This is a genomic window from Bradyrhizobium sp. 27S5, from assembly GCF_037217225.1.
Classification (GTDB): domain Bacteria; phylum Pseudomonadota; class Alphaproteobacteria; order Rhizobiales; family Xanthobacteraceae; genus Bradyrhizobium; species Bradyrhizobium septentrionale.
Window position 1 is genome coordinate 3,973,692 of record NZ_CP147714.1, and the last position, 17,587, is coordinate 3,991,278.

At 65.4% G+C, this 17,587-nt stretch carries 22 protein-coding genes; 10 read left to right on the forward strand and 12 right to left on the reverse strand.

Features of this window, described 5'->3' with window-relative positions; genetic code table 11:
* Nucleotides 1–37: 37 nt before the first annotated feature.
* Nucleotides 38–1,201, forward strand: coding sequence for an acyl-CoA dehydrogenase family protein (locus WDM24_RS18345; protein ID WP_338832006.1), 1,164 nt, complete (start codon nucleotides 38–40; stop codon nucleotides 1,199–1,201).
* 44 nt (nucleotides 1,202–1,245) lie between these two features.
* Here the strand turns inward: WDM24_RS18345 and WDM24_RS18350 are convergent, their stop codons facing one another.
* Nucleotides 1,246–3,327, reverse strand: a complete 2,082-nt coding sequence (locus WDM24_RS18350; protein WP_338700382.1) for a HAMP domain-containing methyl-accepting chemotaxis protein — start codon at nucleotides 3,325–3,327, stop codon at nucleotides 1,246–1,248.
* Nucleotides 3,328–3,476: 149 nt separating this feature from the next.
* Entirely contained in the window at nucleotides 3,477–3,731 is a 255-nt protein-coding gene (locus tag WDM24_RS18355) for a hypothetical protein (protein WP_338832007.1), read from the reverse strand.
* A 178-nt stretch (nucleotides 3,732–3,909) separates the two neighbouring features.
* On the opposite strand from WDM24_RS18355, the gene WDM24_RS18360 reads away from it, so the two are divergent.
* Entirely contained in the window at nucleotides 3,910–4,500 is a 591-nt protein-coding gene (locus WDM24_RS18360) for an NAD(P)H-dependent oxidoreductase (protein WP_338832008.1), read from the forward strand.
* A 33-nt stretch (nucleotides 4,501–4,533) separates the two neighbouring features.
* Complete coding sequence (locus WDM24_RS18365) at nucleotides 4,534–5,316, forward strand: SDR family oxidoreductase (protein WP_338832009.1); 783 nt, start codon at nucleotides 4,534–4,536, stop codon at nucleotides 5,314–5,316.
* 9 nt (nucleotides 5,317–5,325) lie between these two features.
* Here WDM24_RS18365 and WDM24_RS18370 read toward each other — a convergent pair whose 3' ends face one another.
* Nucleotides 5,326–5,709: a hypothetical protein gene (locus WDM24_RS18370; protein ID WP_029082214.1), complete on the reverse strand. Its 384-nt coding sequence runs from the start codon at nucleotides 5,707–5,709 to the stop codon at nucleotides 5,326–5,328.
* Between the two features lie 175 nt (nucleotides 5,710–5,884).
* Here WDM24_RS18370 and WDM24_RS18375 point away from each other — a divergent pair, with 175 nt between their 5' ends.
* A complete protein-coding gene (locus WDM24_RS18375) occupies nucleotides 5,885–6,514 on the forward strand; it encodes a L,D-transpeptidase (RefSeq protein WP_224741651.1) in 630 nt (209 codons plus the stop codon).
* 75 nt (nucleotides 6,515–6,589) lie between these two features.
* Here WDM24_RS18375 and WDM24_RS18380 read toward each other — a convergent pair whose 3' ends face one another.
* Nucleotides 6,590–7,654 carry a hypothetical protein gene (locus tag WDM24_RS18380; protein WP_338832010.1) on the reverse strand — a complete coding sequence of 355 codons (1,065 nt, stop codon included), beginning with the start codon at nucleotides 7,652–7,654 and terminating at the stop codon, nucleotides 6,590–6,592.
* 384 nt (nucleotides 7,655–8,038) lie between these two features.
* On the opposite strand from WDM24_RS18380, the gene WDM24_RS18385 reads away from it, so the two are divergent.
* Both WDM24_RS18385 and WDM24_RS18390 read left to right on the forward strand, forming a co-directional pair.
* Nucleotides 8,039–8,620: a septal ring lytic transglycosylase RlpA family protein gene (locus WDM24_RS18385; protein ID WP_338832011.1), complete on the forward strand. Its 582-nt coding sequence runs from the start codon at nucleotides 8,039–8,041 to the stop codon at nucleotides 8,618–8,620.
* Between the two features lie 446 nt (nucleotides 8,621–9,066).
* Nucleotides 9,067–9,246, forward strand: coding sequence for a hypothetical protein (locus tag WDM24_RS18390; protein WP_029082211.1), 180 nt, complete (start codon nucleotides 9,067–9,069; stop codon nucleotides 9,244–9,246).
* 2 nt (nucleotides 9,247–9,248) lie between these two features.
* On the opposite strand, the gene WDM24_RS18395 is transcribed toward WDM24_RS18390, so the two are convergent.
* The gene (locus tag WDM24_RS18395; RefSeq protein WP_338832012.1) at nucleotides 9,249–9,977 is read right to left on the reverse strand and encodes a class I SAM-dependent methyltransferase; all 729 of its coding nucleotides are present in this window, start codon (nucleotides 9,975–9,977) and stop codon (nucleotides 9,249–9,251) included.
* 189 nt (nucleotides 9,978–10,166) lie between these two features.
* Here WDM24_RS18395 and WDM24_RS18400 point away from each other — a divergent pair, with 189 nt between their 5' ends.
* The 3 genes from WDM24_RS18400 to WDM24_RS18410 all read left to right on the forward strand — a co-directional run bounded on the left by WDM24_RS18400 (nucleotide 10,167) and on the right by WDM24_RS18410 (nucleotide 12,866).
* Nucleotides 10,167–10,352, forward strand: coding sequence for a hypothetical protein (locus WDM24_RS18400; RefSeq protein WP_156928692.1), 186 nt, complete (start codon nucleotides 10,167–10,169; stop codon nucleotides 10,350–10,352).
* Between the two features lie 151 nt (nucleotides 10,353–10,503).
* Nucleotides 10,504–11,025, forward strand: coding sequence for a DUF1993 domain-containing protein (locus tag WDM24_RS18405; RefSeq protein WP_338832013.1), 522 nt, complete (start codon nucleotides 10,504–10,506; stop codon nucleotides 11,023–11,025).
* 245 nt (nucleotides 11,026–11,270) lie between these two features.
* On the forward strand, nucleotides 11,271–12,866 hold the full coding sequence (locus tag WDM24_RS18410; RefSeq protein ID WP_338832014.1) for a hypothetical protein: 1,596 nt from the start codon (nucleotides 11,271–11,273) through the stop codon (nucleotides 12,864–12,866).
* Between the two features lie 35 nt (nucleotides 12,867–12,901).
* Here WDM24_RS18410 and WDM24_RS18415 read toward each other — a convergent pair whose 3' ends face one another.
* The 7 genes from WDM24_RS18415 to WDM24_RS18445 form a co-directional block, all read right to left on the reverse strand.
* Nucleotides 12,902–13,138 (reverse strand): hypothetical protein, encoded by a 237-nt coding sequence (locus WDM24_RS18415; RefSeq protein WP_029082208.1) that lies wholly within the window; start codon nucleotides 13,136–13,138, stop codon nucleotides 12,902–12,904.
* Nucleotides 13,139–13,491: 353 nt separating this feature from the next.
* The gene (locus tag WDM24_RS18420; protein WP_166293426.1) at nucleotides 13,492–13,662 is read right to left on the reverse strand and encodes a hypothetical protein; all 171 of its coding nucleotides are present in this window, start codon (nucleotides 13,660–13,662) and stop codon (nucleotides 13,492–13,494) included.
* A 9-nt stretch (nucleotides 13,663–13,671) separates the two neighbouring features.
* Entirely contained in the window at nucleotides 13,672–13,902 is a 231-nt protein-coding gene (locus tag WDM24_RS18425; RefSeq protein WP_166204618.1) for a DUF6894 family protein, read from the reverse strand.
* 141 nt (nucleotides 13,903–14,043) lie between these two features.
* Entirely contained in the window at nucleotides 14,044–14,388 is a 345-nt protein-coding gene (locus WDM24_RS18430) for a tRNA-binding protein (RefSeq protein WP_338832015.1), read from the reverse strand.
* Nucleotides 14,388–15,014, reverse strand: a complete 627-nt coding sequence (locus tag WDM24_RS18435) for a LysE family translocator (RefSeq protein ID WP_338832016.1) — start codon at nucleotides 15,012–15,014, stop codon at nucleotides 14,388–14,390. Before WDM24_RS18435 ends, WDM24_RS18430 begins: the two co-directional genes overlap by 1 nt.
* A 17-nt stretch (nucleotides 15,015–15,031) precedes the next feature.
* Entirely contained in the window at nucleotides 15,032–15,889 is an 858-nt protein-coding gene (pdxY, locus tag WDM24_RS18440; protein ID WP_338832017.1) for a pyridoxal kinase PdxY, read from the reverse strand.
* 10 nt (nucleotides 15,890–15,899) lie between these two features.
* Complete coding sequence (locus tag WDM24_RS18445; protein ID WP_166204622.1) at nucleotides 15,900–16,073, reverse strand: hypothetical protein; 174 nt, start codon at nucleotides 16,071–16,073, stop codon at nucleotides 15,900–15,902.
* Between the two features lie 1,191 nt (nucleotides 16,074–17,264).
* On the opposite strand from WDM24_RS18445, the gene WDM24_RS18450 reads away from it, so the two are divergent.
* Nucleotides 17,265–17,516: a hypothetical protein gene (locus WDM24_RS18450; RefSeq protein WP_166294831.1), complete on the forward strand. Its 252-nt coding sequence runs from the start codon at nucleotides 17,265–17,267 to the stop codon at nucleotides 17,514–17,516.
* The last annotated feature ends 71 nt before the right edge of the window (nucleotides 17,517–17,587 follow it).

The window sequence follows — 17,587 nt, forward strand, 5'->3', positions numbered from 1 at the left end:
TTTTTTGAAGCACAACAGCGCAGGCGAGGAATCTCAGATGAGCGACGATGAACAGACAGCCATGATCCGCGAGACCGTCGCGAGATTCGTCGATCGCGAACTGATCCCGCTCGAGCCGCAATATCTGAAATCGAAATTGCCCGGCAGCGATCATCCCGAGCTCACGCCGGAACAGCGCAAGCGGCTGCGCGACGTCTCGAAGGAGCTCGGGCTCTGGGGCCTCGATGCGCCCGAGGATCTCGGCGGCCACGACCTGCCGACGCGCACGATGGCTGCGGTGCACGAGGAGCTCGGCCGCAGCTGCGTGCCCTTCGTGCTGCCGCCGGACTCGCCGAACCTGCGCATGCTGCAAGCGGTCGGCACCGATGCGCAGAAGAAAAAATATCTGCAGCCCTATATCGAGGGCCGGATGGCATCGGCGATCGCGATCTCCGAGCCCGGCGCCGGCGGCGATCCCGCGGCGATGAAGACGCGCGCGGCGCTCGAGGGCGAAGAGTGGGTGCTGAACGGCCGCAAGATCTGGATCAGCAACGCGCGCGCCGCCGACTTCATCATCGTGATGACGCGTGTCGGCAGCGACCAGCGCCAGGGCGGCATCACCTCCTTCATCGTCGAGAAGGGCACGCCGGGATTCATCATCGAGCGCGAGATCCCGATGGTCGGCGGCGGCTCGACCTACGAGATCGTGTTCGAGGACTGCCGCATCCCGAAGGACTCGGTGCTGGGCGAGGTCGGCAAGGGTTACGCGCCGATGCAGCTGCGCCTGCGCACGCGGCGGCTCGAGATGGGATCGACCTGCGTCGGCATCACCAAGCGCGCGCTCGACATGATGTGCGAGCACGCCAAGCAACGCGAGACGTTCGGCGTCAAGCTCGCCGAGCGCCAGGCGATCCAGTGGTGGATCGCCGATATCTCCACGCGGATGCATGCCTGCCGGCTGATGGTGCGCGAGGCCGCCGACAAGACCGATCGCGGTGAGGACATCCGCCACGAGGCCTCGATGATCAAGGTGTTCGCGACCGAGATGGCCTATGACGCCTGCGACCACGCCATGCAGACGCTCGGCGCGCTCGGCGTGACGCTGGAATTGCCGCTCAACGCGCTCTGGCAGAAGGCCCGTCTGATGCGGGTCTACGAAGGCCCGAGCGAGGTTCATCGCCAGTCGATCGCGCGTCGCGTGCTCGGCCTGCGCGGCGGCTAACGGTTATTCAGTCGTGACAGGCGTGGCCGTGCCCCGCCACCGTCTCAGGCCGCCCGCACGTCGGAGAGGAAGCGGTTGACCTGGCCGGCGAGGTCCTTGGATTGCGTCGAGAGCTGTTCGGCCGCGCCCAGCACCTGGGTTGCCGCAGCGCCGGTGTCGTCGGCGGCGCGCTGCACGCCGGAGATGTTGGAATTGACCTCCTGGGTGCCGCGCGCGGCTTCCTGAACGCTGCGCGAGATCTCCTGCGTTGCCGAGCCCTGTTCCTCGATCGCGGCGGCGATCGCGGTGCCGATCTGGTCGATCTCGGTAATGACGTCGACGACGCTCCTGATTGCGGTGACGGTCTCGTCGCTTGCGGTCTGGATCGCGGTGATCTGTTCGGCAATCTCCGTGGTCGCCTTCGCGGTCTGGCCGGCGAGCGATTTCACCTCCGAGGCGACCACCGCAAAGCCGCGGCCGGCCTCGCCGGCGCGCGCCGCCTCGATGGTGGCGTTGAGCGCGAGCAGGTTGGTCTGTGCCGCGATGCTCTGGATCAGCGTCACCACGTCGCCGATCTTCTGCGCGCCGTCGGCCAGCGAACGCGCGGTGTCGCCGGTGCGGCGGGCATGGTCGACCGCGCGCGCCGCGATCTCGGTCGAGGTCGCGACCTGGCGGGCGATCTCCGAGATCGAGGAGGTCAGTTCCTCGGTCGCGCTCGCCACCGTCTGCACGTTGGTCGAGGTCTGATCCGATGCGGCCGCCACGACCGCGGCCTGGCGGTTGGTGGCGGCGGCGGTCGCCGACATCGACTGCGCCGTATCCTCCATCACCGAGGATGCCGCCGACAGTCCGCCGACCAGTTCGGTGACCTTGGCTTCGAAGGCGCGGGTCAGATCGTCGAGCACGCGGGCGCGGCGCATCTTGACGTCGTTCTCGGCTTCCTTCTCGGCAGCGAGGCGATCGGCTTCGATCTTGTTGTCCTTGAACACCTGCACGGCGGCGGCCATGGCGCCGATCTCGTCGTTGCGTGCGGCGCCCGGGATAGCCTCGGCTACGTCGCCCGCGGCGAGACGTGACATCCGGCCGGTGAGGGCGGCGATCGGGTTGAGGATGCGGCGGCCGAGCATGACGATGAGGCCGGCGCTGACCGCAATGACCGCGAGCAGCCCGACCAGCGCAATCACGAAGCTGAACCGCGCCGACGAGTAGGCGCTCGCAAGGCCCTGCTCGGCATTCTCGTAGAACGCGTCGCGCACGGTGATGATGGCGGCGAGGCCGATTTGCGATTCGGGGTAGTAGGTGTCGAGGTCCTGCTCGTACTTGCCGGTCACTGCGCCTTCCTTGGCGAACTTCAGCGCCTTGCCGAACCGCTCGACGTAATCGGCCTGCATCTTGCCGAGCGCCGTCATGACGTTGACAGGCGTTGCCGGATTGTTGCGCAACTCCTGCAGCGTCGAGAGGATCTGCTCGGTGCGGCCGGTCGAGCGGTAGAGTTCCAGCTTCTCCTGATCGGTCGCCACACGCTTGGCGCCGACCAGCGCCTTGTGCAGGCTGGCGTTGAGGCCGCCGATGTCGCGCAGCGTCCAGGCGACGTTGGCGTAGCTGGCCTGGCGATAGGCATTGCCGTCGAGGCCGGCGAGCCGGCGCACCTGCTCGTCGAGCAGCGTGGTGACACCGGCGTTGAACACGGAATTGTCGGCGACGATCTTGCCGGCGGCCGCGCGGCGGGCATCGGCCGGGCCGGCGATTGCAGCCGCAATGGCGTCGCGCAGCCCGGCAAACTTCAGCTTCAGCGCATCGATCGCGCCCGCGACCGCCTCGCCGTCGTCAAGCGATCCCGGCAAGGCGGCGCGCACCTGGTTGACCTTGGCGAGTGCACCGTCGGTCAGCTGGCGCTGACGGTCGAGTTCGGCGATCTGCTTCGGATCGATCGTGGCGGTGCCGAGCAGCAAATTGGTGGCGTAGCCGCGCTCGGGGTTCATGTAGCGCGGGATATCGCCGACGGCGCGGACGATCTCGAGCCGGCTCTGCGCGATCGAGATCTTGTCCATGGTCTGGTACTTGGTCACCGCGACATAGGCCGCCAGTCCGCCGCCGACCGCGGATAGGGAGACGATCGCGGCCGTCAGGAGAGTACCGATTTTCATGGGATGCGCGCCATTCTGGACGAGAGAGGGGAGGCCTCAACCGTACCTTGTGCGCATTAAGCTTGGGTTTACGATGCGCGAGCCGCGGCGCTCCGGGCTAAAGTCCGATCGTCGAAAGGTTCAAGGCGCCGCCCCGCCGTGCGTGGCGTTCAGTGCTCGTCGTCGTCAGCGCCGCCCTTGGTCGCAGAGCGGTGCTGGGTCGCGCCGCCCGAGCCCGCTTCGCCGCAGGGCAGCTGGGTCCAGGTGCCGTCGGCGGCCTGCTGATAGGCTTGGCAGCCGGCTGAAGTCGTGGTGGTGGATTTGTCGTCGGCTTTCTGCCGCTCGGCACTCTTCGCCAGCGCTGGTGTTGCAATGGCAGCGATGGCGGCGAGCGAGCCTGCGAAAACCAGCCCTGCAATCCGCATGTCGGGTTCTCCTTCTCGAAGCGAACTCATATCCAGAAAAGAAATCTGGCGATTTTGGGCCGCGGCAAAGGGCCTGCGACGAATTGCTTAATGCCGGGAAAACGAGCCGGAATGCCGGTTAACATCTGCGCGCCCCGCTGTGGGACGGGTGTTGCCGCACCGTGCTAGGATCGCCATCATGACCCACCGCATTCTCGTCTTCTACGGCTCCTATCGTTCGGATCGCATGGGCATCCGGCTGGCGCATTTCGTCGTCGAGGGCCTTCGCGCCCGCGGCGACGATGTCGAGTTGATCGATGCCAAGGAGGTCGGCCTGCCGATGCTCGACCGGATGTACAAGGAACATCCCAAGGGGCAGGCGCCGGCCGCGCTCGAAACGCTCGCCGGAAAGATCCGCGACGCCGACGGCTTCCTGTTCGTCACCGGCGAGTACAATTGGGGCATGCAGCCCGGGCTGAAGAACCTGACCGATCATTTCCTCGAGGAATGGTTCTGGCGGCCCGCGGCGATCGCGAGCTATTCGGCCGGACGGTTCGCCGGGGTGCGCGCCGCGACCGCATGGCACGGCACGCTGTCGGAGATGGGCATGGTTGTGGTGTCGAGCACGATCAGCGCGGGGCCGATCGCGCAGACCCTGTCGGCCGAAGGCCAGCCGATCGGCGAGGGCGGCAAATCGCTCGAACGTGCCTTCCCACGCTTTGCCGACGATCTTGCCTGGTGGATGGAAGCCGCCAAGGCGCAGCGGGCGCGCAAGGCGCCGCCATATTGAGCGCAGGTCTGCCAGCCCGGGAGTTTTGGGATCATGAGCCTCTTCACGTCACCCTTCGATCCCGCGCGCGAAGCCGCCCTGGTCACCGGCGCGGGCAACGGCATCGGCCGCGCCATCGCGCAGGCCCTGGTCGGCGAAGGCGTGCGCACGGTGTTTGCCGATCTGCATGAGGACAAGGTTCTCGCCGCGATCAAGGCCGCCCCGCGTCCCGAGCTTGCCGTGCCCTGGATCGGCGATCTCGCGCAGCGTGAGGCGTGCGACGCCCTGCTGGCGCATGCACAAGCAAGGCTCGGGCAGGTGACGCATTTCGTCCACAGCGCTTCGCCGCCGCGGCGCGAGGCCGATCATGCGATGGCGGTCGATCAAGAAACCTGGCGGCAGATGCACGCGGTCAATCTCGATGCCGGCTTTCATCTGTCGCGCGAACTGGCGCGCAGGCTGATCGAGGCGAAGACGCCGGGCTCGTTCCTGCTACTCACCTCGCTGCATGCCGGCACGCCCCGCAACCTGCCGCATTACTCGACGGCGAAGGCCGGTATGGCGATGCTGGTGAAGGAGCTTGCCAAGAGCTGGGGCCGCTATGGCATCCGCGTCAACGCCCTGGTGCCCGGCGCGATCGCAGCCGGCGGCTTCGTCGCCGATCCGGCGCTCGCCAAGCACATCCCGCTCGGGCGGCTTGGCCAGGCCGACGATCTCGCGCCGATGGCGCTGGCCGTGCTGTCGCACAAGCTCTCCGGCTACGTTACCGGCGCATCGATCGTGGTCGACGGCGGTCTGTCGCTGACCAACTGGTTCGCGCCGCCGGAGCTCGACTGAGAGTCGAAGTTACTCCTTGGTCCTGATGTAGCCCGCAAGCCGCGTCTTTTGGTCTTGGCACCAAGTCGTCATGCTGCCGGCGCGGCGCTGATCGAGGTCGGTGGTCTGGGTTGCGATCGCAACTTCGGTCATCAGGTCGTCGGGCTGCTTCTCGCCCATCTTGCCGCCGGTGTGCATATAGGCGATCGCCTTGCGCACCTGCTCGGTGGTGCCGTCGGGGAGGTGCATGTCCTGCGCCCGCTGCACGAGGTCCTGATAGACCAGATCGGTGCCGGGGCACTCGACTTTGGCGGCAAAGGCCTGCAGCACCATCGTGACATAGGCCGCGCGCGGATCGGCGTGGGCAGGGGTTGCTGCGACAATCAGGCCGCCGATCAGCAGAGCGTAACGCATGGAATTCCTCCGAAGGTTTTGGACGTTTTTTACTACGCTAGCGCCCAAGGGAACCGACTGCAACCCACAGGACACAGTCGCTAAAGGAACCGATCAAACAGCCGTGTTCCAGATGGCGCTGCCACGATTTCAGCACGATTTCGGCAGCATCTGGCAAAAGTTAACGCAGGGGAGAATGATCGTGTCGAAGTTGGGGCTTGCTGCTGTGCTGGTGGGTTCGCTTGCACTTGGCGGCTGCATGCAGGCGACGCTGTCGCCCGTGACGGATGCCGCGATGACGCCGCGCGATCGGCAGTTGCTGGCGCATCCGCCCTATGCGGACGCCAAGATCCCGGATCAGTTCCAGCGCCACATTGTCGATTACACGCGCCGCGAGCAGCCGGGGTCGATCCTGGTCGATACCGACAAGCGCTACCTCTATTACGTGCTGCCCGGCGGCAAGGCGATCCGCTACGGCGTCGCCGTGGGCGAGGAGGCGATGGCGTTCTCAGGTGTCGCCACCGTGGGCCGCCTCGCTGAATGGCCGGATTGGGTTCCGACCAAGGATATCCAGGAGCGGCTCGGGCCGTATCCGGCGCGTGTCGCCGGCGGGCCGGCCAACCCGCTTGGCGCCCGGGGCATCTACCTCTACCAGGGCAACAAGGACACGCTCTACCGCATCCACGGCACCAACCAGCCCGAATATATCGGGCAGGCAATCTCGTCGGGCTGCATCCGCATGAACAATCCCGACGTGATTGATCTCTACCAGCGGGTCAAGCCGGGTGCGACCGTGGTCGTGCTGCCGCCGGGACAGAGCGCGTAATTCGCATCGTGTGATGAGTGGCGGCCGATCGCGTATCGCGATCGGCCGCCGTTCTTTTCAATCGCCGGCTGGCCTTCAGCGCAGCGGCATCGGCGGCCGAACCACAGGGCCGCCATCATCGGCATCAACCACGCTGGACTGTTGCTGCGGTTGCACCGGCCGTGGTGCCGCAGCCTGCGGTGCGGCTGCAACCGGCGCCGGCAGCGGCGCCGCCGCCGGCGGGGGTGGCGGCGGGATGTAGGCCTGGGCTGGCCGGCGTACCGGCGGCGGAGCAACGGCCGCATGGGGCGCCGCCGGCGGCGGCGTGATTGCGGCGCGCGGACGCGGCGCGACCGGCCGCGGTTCGATGGCCCGGGTTTCGGTCGGCCTCGCGACACGCTGTGTCAACTGATCCTGGCCGGCCTTGAGCTGATCGATGCTGGTCTTGAGCTGCTCGATCTGCTGTCCCATCGACGCCAGATCGCGCGCCATCGACTGCAGCAACTGCGTCTGGTCGGGTGCGGCTCCGGCTGGCGCTGCCGCCGGGGCGGCGGGCGCAACTGGCACCGCTGCGGCCGCCGGTGCTGCGGCAGGTGCGGGCGCGGCCGTGGCGATGTCCTGTGGCGCAGCGGCCGGAGCGGCCGCAGCCGACTGATCGGCGGCAGCCGCTTGCGCGGGTGGGCTCGCCTGGTCGGGAGCGGGAGTGGCTCTGCCTGGCAGCAGCGACGTCAGGGCCTCGACCTGGGGCGCGTACTCCGCCACCACCTGCTTGACGCGATGTCCGTAGTGTTGCCACGCCGCGGTGCCCATGGCGCCGGCGATCGCGAACACGAACCAGAAGGCGCGAATCGCCCATTTATTGGTGGAGCGCGGCGCGCGCTCCAGTCTGATGTCGTCCAGTCTGCCGTCATGGCTCGCGGCGCTGTACTCAGGCGCGGCCGGTGCCGGCGTCATTGTTCCCGGCGTGACTGGTGGCACCGAGGCGACGGACGCAATCGGCGGCGCCGATGAGGGCGCGAGCCTCGGGCCGAACCACGGCTCGCGCTGCTCCGGCGCTGCCTTTCCGTCCTGTGCGGCGGCATCGTCCTTACGTGCCGGTGCGAAGCTCGGCTCAATCGCGAAAATATCGTGCGGATCTGCGTCTTTCAGTGTGGATTGCATGGCGGTCCCCGTTTCAGTCCAAGGTCAACCGCAAATGGGCGGCCGGCAAATTAACGCTCTGTATCGACCCCTGACCCTGTCCCCACGACTCCAGTCCGGTTTGACCAAAGCAAGGCGAGAGGGTGGAGAGGTTGGGGAGTTTCGGGAACCGAAGCCGGAGGCAAAGGGGGCACGAGCGTCGACGTGCACTCGCGAGGGGCACCGGACTGCATTTCCGGACTGAATCTCCCTCGGTTGTGTGGCGTATCCAGCACAGCCGAGGGAAAATCGGGTTACGCGCGGCACGTCTGACCGTGTTCCGCCACCGTTCCGCCCCGTTTGGATTCGGCTGATAGGCAGCTGTTGGATTTTCGGCTTGGGCTGGGGCGCGAGTTGGGGTGCAACATGTCACGCGACGATGCAGTCATTTGGTACGTCGACGTCAAACGCCGTGCGCAGGATGCCGCGCCCGCGATCCGGTTTGCTTATGCGCGAAAGCCGCTCCGGCTGTTCGCCGTGATGATCGGCGCCGCCTCGCTCGCGGCTTGCGCGCAGTCCTCCGTTGTCAGCCAGCGCTCACAGGCGCTCGCGAGCCGGCCAGCCTCGATCGAGGCGACACGGGCAGCATCCTCTGCGCCACGCACACGTGTTGCAGCTGCGCGCAGGCATACGCCTTACGCCTCGCGCAAGACCGGCGACACCAAGATTGCGTCGCACGGCGTCGCGAGCTTCTACAGCGAGGCGCAGCCAACCGCGAGCGGCGAGAAGTTCGACGGGCGCGAACTGACGGCCGCGCATCCCACGCTGCCGTTCGGCACCAGGCTGCGCGTCACCGACGTCAAGAGCGGCCGTTCCGTCACCGTGCGCGTCAACGATCGCGGACCCTACGTTCCCGGGCGCATCGTCGACGTCTCCTATTCCGCCGCACAGTCGCTCGGCATGGTCGGCAAGGGCGTCGCCAATGTCAGGCTCGACGTCGTGCAGTGAACGGCGTGGCAGAAGCCAGGTTCGGGATTTTTGCCAGCTCGATCGGGAAAAAGTCCCGGCATTTCGCGCGCTTTAATCCTGTTGTCCGAACGAGCGCAGCAAATAGAATTGTTGCCGCTACTTCCCCGCGCTCTCCATTTCCAGGCGCGTGGATTTCTACCCAATGAACCTTCCCCGCCTTGGCGTTGTCCCTCCAAGGCGGGGTTTTTCCTTGAGGTCTGCTCGCTGCATGAGCCGATGGGCGGATCCGAGCCATCTCCGCAAAGTCCTGGCACATGCCGGATATGCCGACCATGATGGGAAAGTTGGCGTAGGCGCGACCGCACGTTGCGCGCTGTCATTTCCTGCGCCATCGCTTTCACCAAATTGTCACGCTCCCAACGAATTGCGGCCCAACGCCGCTGCCAACACACCACCGAGCAGAATGCGTCGGCGAGGGACAAGCGTTGGCCTACAAGATGATCGCAGAACGCGAGAACGAAACGGTCAGGATCGAGCGGGAGAGCACCTTTATCATCGTCGCCAAGGCCAAGGTCTGGGCCAGCGAGGGATGGCAGGTCGTGATCACCGACAAGGACGGAAAATCATACCCGCCCGAGGAGTTCGACAAGCTGCTGGCGGCGTGAGGTTAGCGCTGCGCTGACACCAGAATCATCATCGGGCGTTCGAACTCGTCGGCCAGTTCGGGCAGGGCCTTGATCTGCTCGCGCGTCGGAGAAAATTCCTCGATATGGCGTAGCGTGAAGCCGGCGCCGATCAGCGCGTTGAGCGTGGTGCCGATGGTACGGTGATATTTCAGCACGCCCTTCACGTACCAGTCGGTCCGGCGTTCGCCTTCGATGAAGTAGCGGTTGACCGGCCAGGTCTTGCGGCCGTCTTGGTCCTGCCCCCAGCCCGGATGGGCGGGCGCCATGTAGATCGGATGCTCGATGGTGAAGACCAAGTGCCCCTCCGGAACGAGCGTGCGATACAGCATGCGCGCCAGGCGATCGAAATCCCTGATGTAGTGGAAGGTGAGGGCGCTGTAGGCGAGATCGTACGTGGCCTTCGGCAGCTCGAGCGTTTCGAGGTCGGCGATCTCGTAACTGATGGCCGGATCCTGCGTCATCGCGGTGGTGCGGGCGATCATGTTCTGCGACAGGTCGACGCCGAGCACGTCGGATGCACCTTGCTCGCGCATCCAGCGCGACACCCAGCCGAAGCCGCAGCCGAGATCGACCACGCGCTTGCCGGCGATATCGGGCAGCATGGCGCGGATCGCGGGCCATTCGGGCGCGCCGAGCAGTCCGCGGACCTGCCGCGGCAACTGGCTGTAGCCGGCGAAGAAGCCGGGATCGTCATAGATGTTCTGCGCCATGTTAGCGGCAACTCGTGTAGGTCGGAGTGATCTCTCTGTAACCGCCGGCGCGGCGCGTGGGAACCGCCGAATCCGTCGAGTTCGGAGGTGATCCTGGAACCAGACAGCGCGTTCGGCGGTTTTAATGTCAGCGCGCGGGGCACGCGGTCACGCCTGTCCCCGCGCCATTCGGCAGCGGAGGAGCGCGTCATGATAGCCGAGACGCAAATCCACACTATCGCCTGGCAGATGTTGCAGACGTACGGCCCGCAAGCGATCGCCCAGGCGGCGCAGAATGCCGTCGACTGCGAGAGCAAGGGCGAGACCGAACAAGCCCGGGACTGGCGCCACGTCGAGGACGCCATGAAGATGATGCGCGGACCGCATCAGAGCTGACTGCCAGAAACGGCGATGGCTGATCGAATGATCCGGCGCCGCGCGCCGCACCATTCGGTTTGCGAACTCCGCAGCGCCGCTTGCCTTCGCCGGAAATTCCGGGAACTCTGTTCAGGCAAGCCGCAGACAAATTTGATTTGGGGAATTCGCCATGACCTTCTCACTCTACGACGCGACCGTTGCCAATTACCTGCAGGTCCTCGGCGCCGCCTCGGGCTTTCTCGACAAGAGCCTGGCGCATTTCAAGGAGACAGGCATCGATCCGGCCGAGATCGTCGAGACCCGGTTGTTTCCGGATATGTTGCCGTTCCGCTTTCAGGTGGTCTCGCTCGCGCATCATTCCCGCGGCGCGATGCAGGCCGCGAAGAACGGCGTGTTCGCCCCGCCGTCCGGCAAGCCAGATCTGGATTACGCCGGGCTGCAGGCGCTGGTGAAGGACGCGCACAGCGAATTGTCTGACCTGACGCCGGATGCGGTCAACGCGCTGCTCGGGCGCGACATCACCTTCAAGGTCGGAGAGCGGTCGATGCTGTTCACGGTTGAAGGATTCCTGATGTCGTTCTCGCTGCCGAATTTCTTCTTCCATTCGACCACCGCCTACGACATCCTCCGTCACAAGGGCGCGCCGCTTGGCAAGCGCGACTTCATCGGCCGATTGAATCTGAAGAAGTGACCGGGCCTCGCACCGGCCGGTCTTGAACGGGGAGATGTCCGCCGCGCGCTGCCGTTCGCCGATACATACAATCTTAGATAGTGAACAAACGTCACGGTTGTGGTGCGGCCCGAACGATGCTATAAATCTCAGGTAGTGCGATTGATAGTTTCAACTCAATTGCTGACTGCCGGTGAAGGCGGTTCGGCGGCGCTTTCGTCGTGCGTACTTGAGCGCCGTTGGCCGGACATGTTCGGGGGCCTCCCATGAAGACATGGCTTGTCGGAATCGTGCTGCCGCTGCTGGTCGCAATGGCAATCGTGGCGTCGCCATTGCGGCCGGTTGCGCAGACCCAGTCCTCCTATCAGCCGCAGGCGCAGTTCTGCGTCACCGGCAACACCGGCGCGCTGTGCTCGAAGCTGCCGGCCTATATCGGCCCGGATTCGCGGCTCGGACTGACCGTCGGTTACAACGGCCTCTATGGTGATCCGCCCCGGAGTGCATCCGAGGATGTGCAGACGCCGTTCGACAACATGGCCTGGCAGATGTTCGTGGCGCTCAACTGGGCGGCAAGCGGCGCGGAGCAACCGGCCGCACAGGGGCTGACGGCGCTGGGACCGCGGGTCTGGCAGGCCTATCCCAAGGTCAGCGCGCTGTTCGGCAATTCGAAGGTGAGGGCCGGCTGCCCCCAGGCGCTTGCCCTGCCGATCTTCTATATCGGCTCCTACGGCAACGGTAAGCCGGCGCCGAACAACGAGGAGTTCCTGCAGGCCTCGACCAATCTGCCGCTGATCGATGTCAACGGCAACTGGACGCTGTTCGAGCGGCGCGTCAATGCGATCGAGGCGTCGTATCTGCGCGCGCCGCAGGGACTGTCGGCGCAGACGCTGACGACGCGCGACGGGCAGCGCAATTTCATCAAGGCCAATCCGAAGGGCGCCGATTTCACCGCGTCGGCGTCGATGCCCGACGGCAAGAACGGCTCGATCGAGATCAAGGCGGCCTGGCGCATCCTCGATCCGGCGAAGGACGACGCGTCGAAATATTACACGCAGAACATCCTGCTCGCCGTCTCCGGCGATCTCGTCCGCAACGGCAAGCCATTCTGCCGCAGCGAGAAGGTGGGGCTGGTCGGCATGCATATCCTGCAGCGCAATCCGTTCGTCGAGCAGAACAAGGCGCTGCTGCCGCAATGGATCTGGGCGACCTTCGAGCATGTCGACAACGCGCCGCTGGCGCAGGCGCCGTGCAACGTGTCGAACGGCTGCGGCAGCGCCACGTCGCCGACCTACTGGATCAACAAGCCGAGTTGCGGCCCGGCGGCAACAGCGCCCGGTGCGCATTATTCCTTCTACGACCCGGCGCAGTCGGGGCTCGGCACCAATATCGCGCCGCAGGGGCTGCTCGGCACCAAGACGCAATTCCCGTGGAATCCGACGCGGCCCTATGCGCACGGCGCGACCAGCCAGGCAACGGCGATACCGCAGGCGGTGCGCTGCTGGCAGATCTATCCGACGACGACGGTGTTGAACGAGCAGTGGCGGATGGCGCTGGGCTCGCTGAAGAGCGTGTTCCAGAATTACATGCTGATCGGCACACAATGGGGCGGGCAGCTCGAACCGCCGACGCCGCCGAATCCCGTGCCGGCCAATGCGGTGCCGGGCATGCTCTCCAACACCACGCTGGAGACCTACATCCAGAACTACAATGGCAGCGATCCGAGCCTGCCGGGTCCTGGCTCCTGCGTCAGCTGTCACAACTTCGCGACACTGGTCGACAACAAGACGTCGGCCAATTTCAGCTTCCTGCCGAGCCTGGTCGACCCGGTCGCCGGGCGCAGCATGATCAGGACCGCGCGCTGACCGGTGCGGTCCTTAAGGCCTCAAGCGTGCCGGCGCTAGCCGATCCGGCGCCACCGCGGCACCGGATCGAGCGGCGTGCGGTAGAGCTCACGCCGGTCGATGTCGGTGACGCGCACGGCACAGCCGCGTGCCTTCAGCTCCGGCTTGACCTGCGACAGCTCGCAGGCGAGCTGGTCGGCGCGATCAGAGGCGAGGCTGATGTCTTCGAGGATGATGGTTCCTTGATTGCGGAACTCGTCCCCCACCACGAGATCGAAGGTGTAGTACGGCATTCCGAAGTCTCCGTTTCGGTTTGCATCACAGGGTAACACTGAGTCGTGCATTCCCTAAGATGCGTGGCGCACAATCGTCGGGCGATCGCGCAAAAACGGTGTGCAGCACATCCAGCACGATGAACGATCAAGCACGCGTCGCACGGCGAAGGAGTCCTGTGAGCCAGCTCACCGCCATGCCGTTAAGATTTGATTAAAGCTGTCGTCGCAAGCTTGGGCCCAAGTGGAATGGCAAGTGGAATTGCGGCGGAACCGGGCTCCGGGAACCGGCAGCTGCAGGAGAAGGCCGGTGGCGTAACGCCCGCCGGCCTTTTCTCGTCGCGGACGCCGTTCTCGTCGCGAACGCCCTGGAACTAGTCGCGCAGCGTGGCTTGCCTGGCGCGGCATTTCGGACCGGGCCCGCGCATGTAATACAGCTCGGGGCGATAGGGGTGGCAGACGCTCTCGATCAGCGCCAGGCAATCCGCAACGAGGCGGGCGAGGCGGCGGCGCAGGGGCTGCAGGGCAAGTTCCATCGATTTCATGACATGCCCTCAGTGCAGCTCGCCGAGCACGGCAGTGAAGGGCAGGTCGAAGATCTCGGTGCCGATATCGTCGGTGACGTGGACTGCCCAGTTGCGCCAGTCTTCCGCGCTCGGTGTCATCATGTAGCTGCGGGCCAGCTGCTCGGCATACACGCGCACGTCCGTCAGATCCATCGCGGTGCCGATGCGATCCAGGATCACGTGCTTGTCGTCGGAGCAGTGAAAGAAAACTGCAGACATCTTCCAATTCCCATGCCGAAGCGATTCTCACGCACAAAAATAGCAGTGCGCGTGGGCACGGAGAATCCGGGTCATCCCCCATCGGTAAACTACGGGGATTCCTGACGATTTGAATCACGCGGCCGTGATTGGCGGTTAAGGTTAAAAGATCGGCTCACCGACCGCCACCTCGCCGCGCGGGCCGAGCACGATCACCCTGCCATCTGCGTCCTTCGCCCCGAGAATCAGCAGTTCCGAGGTGAAACCAGCGATGTTCTTCGAACCGAGATTGCAGACGCACACCACCAGCGAGCCGAGCAGCGCCGCCGGCTCGTAATTGGTGATCTGCGCGCTCGACCACATGATCCGTTCGGCGCCGACGTCGACGCCGACCTTGTAGGAGGGATTGCGGGCGCGCGGAAACGGCTGCACCTCGACGACCCTGCCGATCCGGATATCGAGGCGGGCGAAGTCGTCGTAGCTGGCTTGCGGCTTGAGCGGGACCATCAGCGCTCCTGGAAGGCGAGGCGGACGCCGAGCGCGATGTAGATGGTGCCGACCACGCGGCCCTGCCATTGCCCGATGCGGCGATGCCGCCTGATCCACGGGCTGATCTGGCCGGCGGCGAGCGCGAGCAGCGAGGTATAGGCCGCGCTCATTGCGACGAAGATCAGGCCAAGCGTCGCGAACTGCGCCACCGCCGAGCCGTGGCCGGGGTGGACGAACTGCGGCAGGAAGGCGAGGAAGAACAGCGCGGTCTTCGGGTTGAGCATTTCCGCCCAGATCGCCTGCCTGAACGCGCGCCGCGGATCGACCGGCTGCGACGCCGGCAAATGCAGGTCGTCATTCTTCTCGAACAGAGCGCGGACGCCGAGCACGATGAGGTAGATCACGCCGGCATATTTGACGATCGAGAACGCCAGCGCCGAGGTCATCAGCACGGCCGACAGGCCGAACGTCGCCATCGCGGTGTGGACGAGGTCGCCGAGCGCGATGCCGAACCCGGTCGCGACGCCGACGCGCGGTCCGCCGGTCACCGAGCGCGCGAGCACCAGCAGCACGGCCGGCCCCGGGATCAGGAACAGGCCGAGCACGACGGCGGCGTAGGTGAGGAGGGTGGTGATGTCGATCATCAGACGTGTCCCGGATGTCAGGCAGCGGAAATGGCGATCGCTGCGAAGCGTGGCTTCGGATCAAGCATCACGTCGGCGCTTTCGACAATGCGCATTTCCTCGGTTCCCCTCTGCGCGGTACGCTGCAGCACGCCGTGGATGCCTGACGCGGCATGGCTGAGCGCGTCCGGTGTCGCGAGGCCGCGCACGCGGGCGGCGACGAACAGGGCGGCGAACAGGTCGCCAGTGCCGGACGGGCTGATCGGCACCCGCGGGGTGCGCACGCGCCAGGCCCCCGTGCGCTCGATTGCCAGCGTCTCGATCTCACTATCAGGGGTGCCGGCAAGCTCGGCACTGGTGACGACGATGGTCGCGGGTCCCCGCGCCATCAGCTCGCGGGCCTGCGCGACAATTTCATCGGTCGTGGTGACGCGCGCGCCGCAGAGGAATTCGAACTCGAAATGGTTGGGCGTGATGATGTCGGCGAGCGGACAGAGCTGGTCGCGCACCAGCGGCGGAATATCCGGTCGGACGAACATGCCGCGGTCGCGATCGCCGAGCACGGGATCGCAGCAATAGAGCAGGCCCGGGTTCGCGGACTTGGCGCGGGTGACGAAATCGGCGACGTCGATGGCGATATCGGCCGAGCCGAGATAGCCCGACAGGATCATCCGCGCGCTTTCCACCGCGCCGCGCTCCTCGATGCCGCGCAAGAGGTCGGCGACCAGCTGCACGTCGAGCACCCGGCCGCGGATGGTCGGATAGCCCGGCCGGTTGCTGAGCAGCGTGGTCGGCACGGCGACGACATCGATGCCATGCAGCTGGATCGGAAAAATGGCGGCGCTGTTGCCGACGTGGCCCCACGCGACCTGCGACTGGATCGAGATGACGGTCATGTCCTCGGCATCACCCGAACAGCGCGGCATAGATCACGTAGAGCCAGCCCAGGATGCCGTGGATGATCGCCCACAGGATCGAATGGTTGTTGGTGTAGGAGATCGCAATCGCCAGCGCCGAGCCGAACCCGACGCCATATTTCGCACCCTCGACGCGGACGCCATAGTATCGATTGCCGTTCATGGGGGTCCTTCCAGCGGGAGGGCGTGAGACTGGTGACAGCGTAACCCGCCGATATCAGCGAGTTCAACGGCGGATCGCGCCTTTGCGCGGGGATGACGGGGTAGGTTCGGATTCGAATGTCAAACAGCTCGTTCGGTGTCATCACCCGCGGATGCGGGTGATCCAGTATTCCAGAGGCTCTGGTGCTTGAGCCGAGAGGCCGCGGCGTACTGGATCGCCCGGACGAGCCGGGCGATGACAGATGTGGATGAGAATGCAGCTTCGTGTTCGTCGCGCGACTTTCTCCGCACACTCCACCGTCGTCCCGGCGAAGGCCGGGACCCATAACCACAGGGTTGTGTTGTTGGAAACAGGCTGTTGCCCCAGCGTCACGCAACAATCGGCATTTGTGGTTGTGGGTCCCGGCCTTCGCCGGGACGACACTGAATTTGTTGCGCCACTTGTGAGCCACACATCTGCATTCTCGCGACATGATTTGTCCGAGCCTTGCATTTCGTTTCACCCTCCTCAAATCAGAGGGCGCAGGGAAAGCGGGGTGCCGATCGCACCCATGGGTCCCGTGCAACAAAAAGCACGGGAGGTAGAACCACAGGTGTAACCGGAGACTCCGGCTTTCCCTGCGCGATGGTTTTACGGCTTACTTCGTGCTCTCCCCGGCGAGACTTGGCTTGTTTGTCACCGCCTTCGCAAAACGCTGTCGCGCTTTGCTTGGGGACGCCGGCCGCTAGGGCGTCAGGACCACACGACTTCACCGTTCGCTTCACACGCATTCGTCGACTGCGCGCTCGGCGTCCACCGCATCTCACCGCAACACCCGTGACGATCGCGAAGCGCCCCTCGATCGGGTGAGACGGGGCAATTGAACATTTGAGTTGGGTGAAACGCCAAGCGGAATATGTTCTTATGCCGATATTGACAGGTTTTGCCGAGTTGCCCGTCGGGTTGATTTGTCGCAGGCGGCGCAACCGGATTTGATTTGCGACCCCTGTGCCGGGGACCTCGCCGGTCACGGTCCGATCAACCGATTGTGTCGAATTGCAGTGGAAGAGGATGCGCGGTTCGACCGTCCTGTATCCAAACGCTTGCCCCATGGCGTCGGAACCAGACGGCGGTCGATCATGGCGTGAGCGCGAACCGATCGGCAGGCGGGCGAGCAATGCCCCGGCGTGCCTGATACAACAGGAGCAACTCATGATCAGGATCAAACACATCGCGGCGGGATTGGCCGCTCTCGCCATGCTGACGACATCGGCAATCGCGCACGAGGCGCCGGCGGCCGGGCCATACGCGTTCGCGAAGGGTCATGCCGGCGCCGCTGCCGCCAGCCACTGGAGCGGCGGACCTCCGCACATGGCGGCTCCGCGCTTCGGCGAGTCCGAGGCGCAGCCCCGCGACCTGCCCGGCGGCGTCTGCGATGTCGGCGACAACGCGATGATCTGCTGAGCCTGATGATGCATGGCGGTGATATCAGGCGAAACTTGCGCTAGCCTTGCTGGGTCGTCTCCCTCCAGCCG

Bases quoted from the DNA above. Each gene is read 5' to 3' on its own strand.
- WDM24_RS18345 (WP_338832006.1), top strand. From the start codon at position 38: ATGAGCGACGATGAACAGACAGCCATGATCCGCGAGACCGTCGCGAGA.
- WDM24_RS18350 (WP_338700382.1), bottom strand. From the start codon at position 3,327: ATGAAAATCGGTACTCTCCTGACGGCCGCGATCGTCTCCCTATCCGCG.
- WDM24_RS18355 (WP_338832007.1), bottom strand. From the start codon at position 3,731: ATGCGGATTGCAGGGCTGGTTTTCGCAGGCTCGCTCGCCGCCATCGCT.
- WDM24_RS18360 (WP_338832008.1), top strand. From the start codon at position 3,910: ATGACCCACCGCATTCTCGTCTTCTACGGCTCCTATCGTTCGGATCGC.
- WDM24_RS18365 (WP_338832009.1), top strand. From the start codon at position 4,534: ATGAGCCTCTTCACGTCACCCTTCGATCCCGCGCGCGAAGCCGCCCTG.
- WDM24_RS18370 (WP_029082214.1), bottom strand. From the start codon at position 5,709: ATGCGTTACGCTCTGCTGATCGGCGGCCTGATTGTCGCAGCAACCCCT.
- WDM24_RS18375 (WP_224741651.1), top strand. From the start codon at position 5,885: ATGATCGTGTCGAAGTTGGGGCTTGCTGCTGTGCTGGTGGGTTCGCTT.
- WDM24_RS18380 (WP_338832010.1), bottom strand. From the start codon at position 7,654: ATGCAATCCACACTGAAAGACGCAGATCCGCACGATATTTTCGCGATT.
- WDM24_RS18385 (WP_338832011.1), top strand. From the start codon at position 8,039: ATGTCACGCGACGATGCAGTCATTTGGTACGTCGACGTCAAACGCCGT.
- WDM24_RS18395 (WP_338832012.1), bottom strand. From the start codon at position 9,977: ATGGCGCAGAACATCTATGACGATCCCGGCTTCTTCGCCGGCTACAGC.
- WDM24_RS18400 (WP_156928692.1), top strand. From the start codon at position 10,167: ATGATAGCCGAGACGCAAATCCACACTATCGCCTGGCAGATGTTGCAG.
- WDM24_RS18405 (WP_338832013.1), top strand. From the start codon at position 10,504: ATGACCTTCTCACTCTACGACGCGACCGTTGCCAATTACCTGCAGGTC.
- WDM24_RS18410 (WP_338832014.1), top strand. From the start codon at position 11,271: ATGAAGACATGGCTTGTCGGAATCGTGCTGCCGCTGCTGGTCGCAATG.
- WDM24_RS18415 (WP_029082208.1), bottom strand. From the start codon at position 13,138: ATGCCGTACTACACCTTCGATCTCGTGGTGGGGGACGAGTTCCGCAAT.
- WDM24_RS18420 (WP_166293426.1), bottom strand. From the start codon at position 13,662: ATGAAATCGATGGAACTTGCCCTGCAGCCCCTGCGCCGCCGCCTCGCC.
- WDM24_RS18425 (WP_166204618.1), bottom strand. From the start codon at position 13,902: ATGTCTGCAGTTTTCTTTCACTGCTCCGACGACAAGCACGTGATCCTG.
- WDM24_RS18430 (WP_338832015.1), bottom strand. From the start codon at position 14,388: ATGGTCCCGCTCAAGCCGCAAGCCAGCTACGACGACTTCGCCCGCCTC.
- WDM24_RS18435 (WP_338832016.1), bottom strand. From the start codon at position 15,014: ATGATCGACATCACCACCCTCCTCACCTACGCCGCCGTCGTGCTCGGC.
- pdxY (WP_338832017.1), bottom strand. From the start codon at position 15,889: ATGACCGTCATCTCGATCCAGTCGCAGGTCGCGTGGGGCCACGTCGGC.
- WDM24_RS18445 (WP_166204622.1), bottom strand. From the start codon at position 16,073: ATGAACGGCAATCGATACTATGGCGTCCGCGTCGAGGGTGCGAAATAT.
- WDM24_RS18450 (WP_166294831.1), top strand. From the start codon at position 17,265: ATGATCAGGATCAAACACATCGCGGCGGGATTGGCCGCTCTCGCCATG.